This is a genomic window from Pseudomonas sp. GD03858 (assembly GCF_029840925.1).
In the GTDB taxonomy this organism is placed as follows: Bacteria; Pseudomonadota; Gammaproteobacteria; order Pseudomonadales; family Pseudomonadaceae; genus Aquipseudomonas.
In genome coordinates this window covers 1-12321 of sequence record NZ_JAOCDM010000143.1, presented here as the reverse complement: position 1 = coordinate 12321, position 12321 = coordinate 1, and the positions used below count along the sequence as shown (strand labels likewise).

The window sequence follows — 12321 nt, the reverse complement described above, 5'->3', positions numbered from 1 at the left end:
ACGCCCGGATGGGCAGCGTGATCCGCAGTACCTGGTGGAGCTGATCGAGCGCCAACGGGTCAGTGTGGTTCAGTTCGTGCCAGCGCTGCTGCAACAGTTCCTCGAGCAGGTGGACAGCGCCCGCTGCGCGAGCCTGACCGACATCGTCTGCGGCGGTGGCGAGCTGACCGAGGCATTGGCCCGTCAGGTGCGCGAGTGCTTGCCGCAGGTGCGCCTGCACAACGTCTACGGTCCGACCGAAACCACGGTGGACTGCAGCGTCTGGACCTTGCAGCCGCAAGACCCACTGCCACAGGGCGCGCTGCCGATTGGCCGCCCCATCGACAACACCCGGCTGTACGTGCTCGATGGCCATGACCAGCCCGTGCCGATCGGCGTGGCCGGCCAGCTGCACATCGGCGGTGCCGGGGTGGCGCGTGGTTACCTGGGACTGGCGGAGCAACAGGCCGAGCGCTTCATCGCCAGCCCGTTCAACGAGGGCGAGCGCCTGTACCGCAGCGGTGACCTGGTGCGCCAGCGCGCCGATGGCGTGCTCGAGTTCCTCGGGCGCAGCGACCATCAGATCAAGCTGCGCGGTCTGCGCATCGAACCGGGCGAGATCGAGGCCTGCCTGGAACGCCAGCCCGGTGTGCGTGAAGCCGTGGTGCTGGTGCATGACGCCGCGCCTGTGGGGCCACGCCTGGTGGCCTACCACACGGGCGAGGTGCAGCCAGACGAGGCCTTGCGCCAAGCGCTGCTGGCGCGGCTGCCGGAGTACATGGTACCGGCGCTGTTCGTCCACCTCGAGGCGCTGCCGCTGACCCCCAACGGCAAGCTCGACCGCAAGGCGCTGCCGACGCCGGAGCTGCCGGCGCGCGTTTACCAAGCGCCGCAAGGCGACACCGAACAGCTGCTGGCCGGGATCTGGGCCGAACTGTTGGGCGTGGAACGGGTAGGGCGCCATGACAACTTCTTCGAACTGGGTGGCCACTCGTTGCTGGCGGTGACCCTTGTCGCCCGGCTGCGCGAGGTTGGCCTGGCGGCGGATATCCGCGTGCTGTTCGGCCAGCCGAGTGTCGCGGCGCTGGCGGCGACGCTGGGCCAGGCGCAGCGCATCGAAGTGCCGGCCAACCGGATTGCGCCCAACTGCAGCCATATCACCCCGGACATGCTGACGCTGCTGACGCTGGATCAGCCCGCCATCGACCGAATCGTGGCCGCCGTGCCGGGAGGCGCGGTCAATGTGCAGGACATCTACCCACTGGCGCCTCTGCAGGAGGGCATTCTCTACCTGCACCTGAGCACCCCGCAGGCCGACCCCTACGTGCTGCGCGCGCGCATGCGCTTCAGCGACCTGGGGCGGCTGGAGGCGTTCAGCGACGCCTTGCAGCGCGTCATCGACCGCCATGACATCCTGCGCACCGCCGTGCTCTGGGACGGTTTGCCCCAGCCGGTGCAGGTAGTCTTGCGCCAGGCGCCCCTGCAGGTCTTGCCGCTCCTCGATGAAGCGCCCGTGAGCCTGGCCCTGGACCAGGCGCCCCTGATTCGCTTGCACTGGCGCCAGGACCCGGCCACCGGCCAGGTCGAGGCGGTGCTGCTCTATCACCATATCGTGCTCGACCATGTCGCCATGCAGACGGTGCAAGGCGAGCTGCAGGGTTATCTCGCGGGCCAAGGGGCGCCGGCCTTGGCCTCGGTGCCTTATCGCAACTATGTGGTGCAGGCGCGAAACGCCGTCAGCGAGGCCGAGCACGAAGCGTTCTTCCGTAACCTGTTGGGGGACATCGACGAGCCGACCTTGCCGTTCGGCCTGCGCGACGTGCAGGGCGGACAGGCCATCGAAGTGGCCGATGTCGCTTGCACGGGCCGACTGTACGCCCGGCTGCGCGAGCAGGCACGGCAATTGGGCGTGAGCAGCGCCAGCCTGTTGCATCTGGCCTGGGCGCGCCTGCTGGGGGCGCTCAGTGGCCGCGACAGCGTGGTATTCGGCACCGTGCTGCTGGGCCGCCTGCAGGGCGGCGAGGGCAGCGAACGGGCGCTGGGCATGTTCATCAACACCCTGCCGCTGCGCATCGACCTGGGCGACACCGGCGTGGCCGAAGGTGTGCGCGCGGCGCACGCTCGCCTGTCGGCGCTGCTGCGCCATGAGCATGCCTCGCTGGCCCTGGCCCAGCGCTGCAGTGGCGTGGCGGCACCGCTGCCGCTGTTCAGCGCGATCCTCAACTACCGGCAGGTCGCGCCCACCGCGACGCTGGACCCCGCCTGGCAAGGCATAGAGCAGCACGGTGTCGAAGGGCACGGCAACTATCCCCTGGCTGTGGATATCGATGACCTCGGCGATGGCCTGCGCCTGACCGTGCGGGCGGCGCCCCAGGCGGGTGCCCGACGTGTCGCCGCGCAGATGCTGCAGGTCATCGAGGGCGTGCTGGAGGCGCTCGAGCGGCAACCGGGACTGGCGCTGTGGCAAGTACCCGTGCTGCGAGCCGATGAAGCGCGCCAGGTACTGGGCGAGTTCAACGACACCGCGGTGGACTACGACCTGACAGTGACCTTGCATGGCCTGATCGAGGCGCAGGTACGGCGCACGCCCGACGCGCTGGCGGTCAAGGCCCAAGGGCAGGGGCTGAGCTATCGCCAGCTCGACGAACAGGCCAACCGCCTGGCCCATCACCTGATCGAACTGGGCGTCAGACCGGATGATCGCGTGGCGATCTGCGTCGAGCGTGGCTTGTCGATGGTGGTCGGCCTGCTGGCGATCCTCAAGGCCGGTGGCGCCTATGTGCCGGTCGATCCGGACTATCCCGCCGAACGTATTGGCCACATGCTCGTGGACAGCGCGCCGGTGGCGGTGCTGGTGCATGGCGCCACCGCCCACGTGCCCGAGGGTGGACGCGTCATCGACCTCGACCGCCCCAGCTGGCAGGCGCAGCCGTCCTGGGCGCCACAGGTGCCGGGCTTGACCTCGCGGCACCTGGCCTACGTGATCTATACCTCGGGCTCCACCGGCTTGCCCAAGGGTGTGATGAACGAGCACGCCGCAGTGGTCAACCGCCTGCGCTGGATGCAGGACGCCTACCGCCTCGGCGCGCAGGACGTGGTGCTGCAGAAGACCCCGTTCAGCTTCGACGTGTCGGTCTGGGAGTTCCTCTGGCCGCTGCAGACCGGTGCCTGCCTGGTCATGGCCCGCCCGGGCGGTCATCGCGACCCTGAATACCTGCGCGCGATCATTGGCGAAGAGCAGGTGAGCACGCTGCACTTCGTGCCCTCGATGCTGGATGTGTTCCTGGCCCATGGCGAGGTTCGGCCCGAGGCGCTCAAGCGTGTGCTGTGCAGCGGCGAGGCCTTGCCCGGCAGCCTGGTGCGGCGTTTCCAGGCGCAGTTGCCGACGGTCGAGCTGCACAACCTCTACGGCCCTACCGAGGCGGCGGTGGATGTCAGTTCATGGCACTGCGTGAGCGCGCCGGACAACACGCCGATCGGCAAGCCGATCGCCAACACCACGCTGTACGTGCTGGACGCCCATGGCCAGCCGGTGCCGCGTGGCGTGCCCGGCGAGCTGTACATCGGTGGCGTGCAGGTGGCCCGCGGCTATCTGAACCGTGCCGAACTGACCGCCGAACGCTTCATCGACGACCCGTTCGCCGAGCAGGCCGGTGGCCGCCTGTACCGGACCGGCGACCTGGCGCGGCATCTGCCGGATGGCAACATCGAATACCTGGGGCGCAACGACGACCAGGTGAAGATCCGTGGCCTGCGCATCGAACTGGGCGAGATCCAGGCGTGCCTGACGGCGATCGAAGGCATCAAGGAAGCCGTGGTGCTGGCTCGCGATCAACACCTGGTGGCGTACTACACCGGCACCCGGCATGCCACGGACGCGCTGCGCGCGGCGCTGCTCGAGCGGCTGCCGGCGTTCATGCTGCCGGCCTCGTTCACTTACCTGGAAGCATTGCCGTTGAGCCCCAATGGCAAGCTGGACCGCAAGGCGCTGCCTGTGCCGCAACTGCTGCAACAGGCCTATGAAGCGCCGCAAGGCGACGTCGAAACATTGCTGGCGCGGCTCTGGAGCGAGCTGCTGGATGTAGCCCAGGTCGGCCGTCACGACAACTTCTTCGAACTGGGCGGCCATTCGCTGCTGGCCGTGACCCTTACCGCGCGCATGCGCCAGGCCGGACTGGCGGCGGACGTGCGAGTCCTGTTCGGGCAGCCGACGCTGGCCGCCCTGGCCACGGCGGTGGGGCGCGAAGTCGAGCCTGTGGTGCCGGCCAACCGCATTCCGACCGGTTGCGCACGCATCACCGCGGACATGTTGCCACTGGCGACACTGGAGCAGCCTGCCCTCGACGCCCTGGTGCAAAGCATTCCCGGTGGCGCGGCCAACGTGCAGGACATCTATGCGCTGGCCCCGCTGCAGCAGGGCATCCTCTACCACCACCTGGCCAGTGCCGAGGTGGATCCCTATGTCCTGCAGATGGGCTTTGCCTTCGCCGGCCAGGACGAGCTGGACGCCTTCGTCGCGGCGCTGAACCAGGTGATCGCCCGCCACGACGTGCTGCGCAGCAGCGTGCATTGGCAAGGGCTGGACGAGGCCGTGCAGGTGGTCTGGCGCGACGCCCGGTTGCAGATCGAGCCCGCGCTGGACGGCGTGCGCCTGGACATGGGCCGCGCGCCGCTGATGCACCTGAGCAGCCGGGTGGAACATGGCCGGCTACAGGCAACCCTGCTGCTGCACCATATCCTGCTCGACCATGCCGCCCTGGAACTGCTGGTGGCCGAGGTCGCCGACGTGCTGCTGGACCGTGCGCCCCAGGGCGACAGCGTGCCGTACCGCAACTATGTGGCGCAGGCTCGATTGCGTGACGACGGCCAGGCCCAGGAAGCCATGTTCCGCGAACTGCTGGGCGATATCGACGAGCCGACCGAAGTATTCGGCCTGCGTGACGTGCTGGGCGACGGCCGCCATGTGCTCGACCACCGCCAGCCGCTGGACAGTCATCTGGCCCAGCGTCTGCGTGAGCAGGCGCGAGCGTTGGGCGTCAGCGCCGCCAGCCTGGTTCACCAGGCCTGGGGCCAGGTGCTGGCGCAATTGTCCGGGCGCGAGGAGGTGGTGTTCGGCACTGTGCTGCTGGGGCGTCTGCAAGGTGGTGAAGGCGCCGAGCGGGCGCTGGGCATGTTCATCAACACCCTGCCGCTGCGGGTCAGCGTCGGTTCGGCAGGCGTCGCCGATGGCGTGCGCCTGACTCACCAGCGCCTGGCGCGGCTGCTGGCCCATGAGCAGGCCTCCCTGGCCCTGGCCCAACGCTGCAGCGGCGTTCCGGCCTCGCAGGCGCTGTTCACCAGCTTGCTGAACTACCGCCACAGCGCGGCGAATACCCGTGGACAGGCTCGCGCCTGGGAAGGCATCGAGCTGCTGGCCGCCCATGAGCGCAGCAACTACCCGCTGGTGGTGAGCGTCGATGACCTGGGCCGTGACTTCCTCCTGACGGTGCAGGCCGTGCCGGAAGTGGACGGGGTGTTGCTCTGTCAGTTGCTCGAGGCGGCCCTCGAGGGCTTGGCCGATAGCCTGGAGAAAGCACCGCAGACGGCGTTGCACAGTAGCGTCGGATTGCCGGACGCCGAGCGCCAGCGGGTGCTGCGACAGTTCAACGACACGCGGCGCGAATACCCGCGCGAAGTGCCGGTGCATGGGCTGTTCGAAGCCAACGCCAAGCTCAACCCCGAAGCCCTGGCCGTGGCCCATGGCACACGACGCTGGAGCTACCAGGCGCTGAACCGGCAAGCCAACCGCCTGGCCGGACACCTGCTGGAGCAGGGCGTTCAGGCCGGCGACCGGGTGGCGCTGCTGCTGCCGCGCTCGTTCGAGCTGCTGGTGGCGCAACTGGCCACGAGCAAGTGCGGCGCGGTGTTCGTGCCGCTGGATGGCAATGCCCCGCTGAAGCGCCAGGCGTTCATGGTCGCCGACAGCCAGGCGCGGCTGCTGCTGACCCACAGCGACCAGCCCGTGGTGGAGGGTGCGCGCCGCATCGAACTGGACCGACTCGAGCTGGACCGCTATGCCTGCGAAGACCTGGGCTTGGCGGTGGATGCCGGCGCTGCGGCCTACATCATGTACACCTCCGGCTCCACCGGGACGCCGAAGGGGGTGCAGGTGCCGCACCGCGCCATCGTGCGTCTGGTGATCAACAATGGCTTCGCCGACTTCAACCGCCAGGACCGGGTGGCGTTCGCCTCGAACCCGGCATTCGATGCCAGCACCCTGGAGGTCTGGGCGCCGCTGATCAACGGCGGTGCGGTGGTGGTGATCGACCAGGACCAGGTGCTGTCGCGCCAGACCTTGCGCGATGCACTGCTGGCCCAGGGCGTGACGGTGCTGTGGCTGACCGCCGGGCTGTTCCACCAGTACGCCGACGATCTGCTGCCGGCCCTGCGCAATCTGCGCTACCTGATGGTCGGCGGCGATGTGCTGGACCCGGCGGTGATCGCCCGGGTACTGCGCGATGGCGCGCCGCAGCATCTGCTCAATGGCTACGGGCCGACCGAGGCCACGACCTTCAGCACCACCCACGAGATCGTCAGCGTGGGCGAGGGCAGCATCCCGATCGGCAAACCGATCGGCAACGCTCGCTGCTATGTGCTCGACGCGCGCCGGCAGTTGTTGCCGGTCGGCGCGGTCGGCGAGCTGTACATCGCCGGTGACGGTGTGGCCCTGGGTTACCTGGGCCAGCCGGAGCTCACGGCCGAGCGCTTCGTGGCGGATCCGTTCAACGGCGGCACCATGTACCGCAGTGGCGACCTGGTCTGCTGGCAGGCCGACGGTACCCTGCGCTATCTGGGCCGTGCCGACCAACAGATCAAGTTGCGCGGGTTACGCATCGAACTCGGCGAGATCGAAGCGAGCCTGGGTCAATGCGCAGGCGTTCGCGATGCGCTGGTCGTGCTGCGCGAAGACACGCCGGGCGACAAGCGCCTGGTCGCCTATTTCACCGGTGAAGTGTCGGCGATCGCCGAGCTGCACGGGTCTCTGCAAGGCCGGCTGCCGGACTACATGCTGCCCGCTGCCTATGTCCGGCTGGAAGCGCTGCCGCTGACCGCCAACGGCAAGCTGGACCGCCGGGCGCTGCCGCAACCGGACCGTGATGCCGTGATCAGTCGCGCTTTCGAGGCGCCGCAAGGGGCGGTCGAAACCGAGCTGGCCGCGATCTGGGGCGATGTGCTCAAGGTGGAGCGGGTGGGTCGCCACGATCACTTCTTCGAGCTGGGCGGCCATTCGCTGCTGGCGGTGAGCCTGATCGAACGGATGCGCAAGGCCGGCCTCGATGCCGATATCCGCGTGCTGTTCGCCCAGCCGACCCTGGCGGCATTGGCGGCGGCGGTAGGAACTGGCCGAGAGATCGAGGTACCGGCCAATCGCCTGCCGACCCTGGCCACGCGGATCACCCCGGCCATGCTCAGCCTGATCGAGCTGGATCAGGCCAGCATCGATCGTGTTGTCGCCACGGTGCCCGGCGGCGCGGCCAACGTGCAGGAAATCTACCCGCTGGCGCCGTTGCAGGAGGGCATTCTCTACCATCACCTCAGCGCCGAGCAGGGCGACCCGTACCTGCTGCAGACTCGGCTGGCCTTCGACAGCGTCGAGCGCTTGCACGCGTGCGCCGGGGCGCTGCAACAGGTCATCGATCGTCACGATATCCTGCGCACCTCGGTGGTGTGGCAAGGGGTGGCGGAACCCGTGCAGGTGGTCTGGCGCCAGGCACGCCTGGAAGCCAGCGAGGTCGGCGGGCTTGGCGAGGATGCCGTCATCGAGCGCTTGCAAGCACATTTCGATGCGCGTCATCAGCGTCTCGACCTGAGCCAGGCACCGTTGCTGCGCTTGACCTATGCCATGGATCCGGCGCACGAACGCGTGGTGGCCATCCTGCATTTCCACCACCTGGCCCTGGACCACACGGCCATGGAGGTGATCGTTCACGAAATGCAGGCGTTGCTGTCTGGCCGTGGGGCGCGACTGGCCGCGCCGGTGCCGTACCGCAACTACGTGGCCCAGGTGCGTCTGGGCGGCGCCCAGGCGGGGCACGAGGCGTTCTTCCGCGAGATGCTCGGCGATGTCGAGGAGCCGACCCTGCCCATGGGCCTGGCCGATGTGCAGGGCGATGGCCGCGATATCGAGGAAACCCGCCAGTCGCTCGACCTGGCCCTGGCGCGCCGGGTCCGCGAGCAGGCGCGGCGCCTTGGGGTCAGCGCCGCGAGCCTGATGCACCTGGCCTGGGCGCGGGTGGTCGGCGTGCTGGCCGGGCGTCAGGACGTGGTGTTCGGCACCGTGCTGATGGGCCGCCTGCAGGGCGGCGAGGGGGCTGACCGCGCCCTGGGGGTGTTCATCAATACCTTGCCGCTGCGCATCGATACCCGGGCGGCTGCGCGGGAGGCGGTGCAGGCCACTCACCAACGGCTGTCGGCACTGCTGGGCCATGAGCACGCCTCGCTGGCGCTGGCCCAGCGTTGCAGCGGCGTGGCGGCCACGGTGCCGCTGTTCAGTGCCTTGCTCAACTACCGGCATAGCCCGGTGAGTGCCGCTGGCGAGGCGACCGACGGCTTCCAGGGCATGCACCAACTAGGCGGCGAGGAGCGCAGCAACTACCCGCTGACCCTGAGCGTCGACGACCTCGGCGATGGCTTCGGTTTGAGCGTGCTGGCCCAGCAAGGGATCGGCGCCGAGCGGGTCGGGCAGTGGATGACGGCTGCCGTGACGCAGTTGGTGCAGGCGCTGGAGCAGGATGCGTCGGTTCGCGTCGATACCCTGCCGATCATCGATGACGCCGAGCGCCTGCGGTTGCTCGAAGGCTTCAATGCCACCGCCGTGGCGTACCCTCGAGCGCAGACCCTCCACGCCTGGGTCGAGGCCCAGGCGCCCGAAGCGCTGGCCGTGGTGCAGGGCGAGCAGCGCTTGACCTATGGCGAACTCAACCAGCGCGCCAACCGCTTGGCCCATCATCTGGTCGCCCGTGGCGTAGGGCTCGGCGAGCGGGTTGCCCTGTGCCTCGAGCGCGGCCCGCAGCGGCTGGTGGCGATGCTGGCCGTATTGAAGGCCGGCGCGGCCTATGTACCGGTCGATCCGGCCTATCCGGCGCAGCGGATCGCCTACCTGCTCGGTGACAGCGCTCCGGCCCTGGTGCTGGTCGAGGCTTCGACCTCGACGCTGGCCGGGAGCCTCGAGAGCGTCTCGCTCGACGGCGATGCCTGGCATGGCGAGCCGGACAGCAACCCCGTCGTCGAGGGGCTGGACGAGCGGCAGCTGGCCTATGTGATCTACACCTCCGGCTCCACTGGCCAGCCCAAGGGCGTGATGGTCGAGCACCAGGCACTGGCCAACCTGGTGCATTGGCACTGCCAGGCCTTCGCGCTCGAGGCCGGCAGCCAGACCTCCAGCGTCGCCGGCTTCGGCTTCGACGCCATGGCCTGGGAAGCCTGGCCGGCCCTGTGCGCAGGGGCGGTGCTGCACCTGCCACCGAGCGACATCGGCGCAGAGCATGTGGACGAGTTGCTGGACTGGTGGCTGGCGCAACCGCTGCAAGTCAGCTTCCTGCCCACGCCGGTCGCCGAACAGGCGCTGCGCCGCGAACGCCAGCACCCGACCTTGCGCACACTGCTGGTGGGCGGTGATCGGTTGCGCCGCTTCGAACGCGATCCGGGCTTTGCCTTGGTCAACAACTACGGTCCGACCGAAGCCACCGTGGTGGCGACGTCCGGGCAACTGCAGCCCGGGGGGGCGCTGCATATCGGCAAACCGACCGCCAACACCCGTGTCTATGTGCTGGATGAGCAGCGCCAGCCGGTGCCGGTTGGCGTGACCGGGGAGCTGTACATCGGTGGCGCCCAGGTGGCGCGTGGCTACCTGAATCGCCCGGACCTGACGGCCGAGCGCTTCCTGGCCGATCCTTTCGGCGGTGGCACGATGTATCGCAGTGGCGACCTGGTGCGCTGGAACGCCGACGGCACCCTGGACTACCAGGGCCGCAACGACGACCAGGTGAAGATCCGCGGTGTGCGGGTCGAGCTGGGGGAAATCGAGGCGGTGCTCAAGGCCCAACGGGGTATTGTCGATGCGGTGGCGCTGGTGCGCGACGAGCGCCTGCTGGCATGGTTCACCGAGGCCACCGCGGTCGATACCGATGCCCTTCGCCTGCAACTGCAAGCCAGCCTGCCGGCGCACCTGGTGCCGCAAGCGCTGGTGCGGCTGGACAAGCTACCGCTGACTCGTCACGGCAAGCTCGATCGCCATGCCCTGCCGCAACCGCACGCGTCGGCACTGGCCCGACAGGCCTATGTCGCGCCAGTCGGCCCGACCGAGACGGCAATGGCGGCGATCTGGGGCGAAGTGCTGGGGATCGAACAGGTCGGTCGCGACGACAACTTCTTCGAACTCGGCGGCCATTCGCTGTTGGCGGTCAGCCTCACCGCACGCCTGCGCCAAGCTGGCCTTGCGGCAGACGTGCGCACCCTGTTCGGCCAGCCGACCGTTGCGGCGCTCGCGGCCACCTTGGGCCATGGTCGTCGGGTCGAGGTGCCGCTCAACCGTATTGCGCGCGGCTGCGCGCGGATCACGCCGGATCTGCTGCCACTGGTGGCACTGGATCAGGCCGCCATCGAGCGCATTGTCGCCACGGTGCCGGGCGGCGCGCTCAACGTGCAGGACATCTACCCGCTGGCGCCGCTGCAGGAGGGCATCCTCTATCACCACCTGAGCTCGCCGGAGCATGACCCCTATGTGCTCGCCTCGCGCATGGCCTTCGCCGGTCGCGAGCGTCTGCAGGCGTTCGTCGACGCCCTGGGCAAGGTGATCGCCCGTCATGACGTGCTGCGCACCTCGGTGTTGTGGCAGGGGCTGCCGCAGGCGGTGCAGGTGGTGTGGCGCGAAGCGCCGCTGGCGGTGCTCGAGGTTGCCGATGAAACCCAGGTGCCTCGTGCCCTGGCCCTGGAGCAGGCGCCGCTGGTGCGCCTGTATCACTGGCAGGATCCGCGCGGGCCGGGACGGCTGGCGGCCTTGCAGTTCCACCATATCGTCCTCGACCACACGGCGTTGGACGTGGTTGGCCAGGAGCTTGCGGGGTATCTGCAGGGCCTGCCGGTACCGGCCGAGCCGGGCGCGGCGTACCGCAACTACGTGGCGCAGGCGCGCCTGGGCGTCAGCCAGGCCGAGCATGAAGCGTTCTTCCGCGAACAACTGGGCGATATCGACGAGCCGACCCTGCCGTTCGGTCTGGGCGATGTCCAGCTCAATGGCCAGGCGACCGAGGAAGCCAAGCTATGGCTCGACGACGCCCTTGCCGTGCGCCTGCGTCGGCAGGCTCGGCAGCAGGGCATCAGCGTCGCCAGCCTGTTCCACCTGGCCTACGCCCGCCTGCTGGCTGCCGCCAGTGGCCGTGACAGCGTGGTGTTCGGCACCGTGCTGCTGGGGCGGCTGGAGGGCGGCGAGGGTGCCGAGCAGGCCCTGGGCATGTTCATCAACACCTTGCCGCTGCGCCTGGACCTGGCCGGCGTGAGCCTGCACGAGGCGGTGCGGGCGACCCAGCAGCGGCTCAGCGCCTTGCTCGGCCATGAGCATGCCTCGCTGGCCCTGGCCCAGCGTTGCAGTGGCGTGGCGGCGCCGGCGCCGCTGTTCAGCGCCATGTTCAACTACCGCCACGGTAGCCAGGTCGACGAGGCGCAACGCCTGGCTCTGCAAGGGATCGAGACCTTGCACAGCGAGGAGCGCAGCAACTACCCGCTGAGCCTGAGCGTGGACGATATCGGTGAGCGTTTCCGCCTGGTGGCGCTTGCCCCGGCACAGATCGGCGCGGCGCGTGTCTGCGGGATGCTGCGCGAGGTCTTGCAGGGCCTGGCCGAGGCGCTGGAGCGGTCGCCGCAGCTGCCGCTGCTCGATCTGCCGGTCCTGGCAGCCGACGAGCGTCGCCGGGTGCTGGAGGGCTTCAATCGCAGCGAGGTGCCCCACGACCTGACGCAGACCTTGCATGGCCTGTTCGAGGCGCAGGTGCTGCGCAGCCCTGATGCGCTGGCCGTCAGCGCCGAACAGGGTGAGCTCAGCTATCGCCTGCTCAATGAACAGGCCAACCGCCTGGCCCATCACCTGATCGAACTGGGGGTCAAACCGGACGATCGCGTGGCGATCTGCGTCGAGCGCGGGGTGTCGCTGGTGGTCGGTCTGCTGGCCATTCTCAAGGCCGGTGGCGCCTATGTGCCGGTCGATCCGGACTACCCGGTCGAGCGCATCCGCCACATGCTCGCGGACAGCGCGCCGGTGGCGGTGCTGGTGCATGGCGCCACCCGCCATGTAGCCGAGTCTGGACA

The 12321-nt window shown here is 69.0% G+C and carries 1 protein-coding gene; it reads left to right on the top strand.

Annotated elements, in window-relative coordinates; translation table 11 throughout:
* The coding region (locus N5D48_RS24065; RefSeq protein WP_279888513.1) for a non-ribosomal peptide synthetase at nt 1-12321 on the top strand (12321 nt) is incomplete at both ends.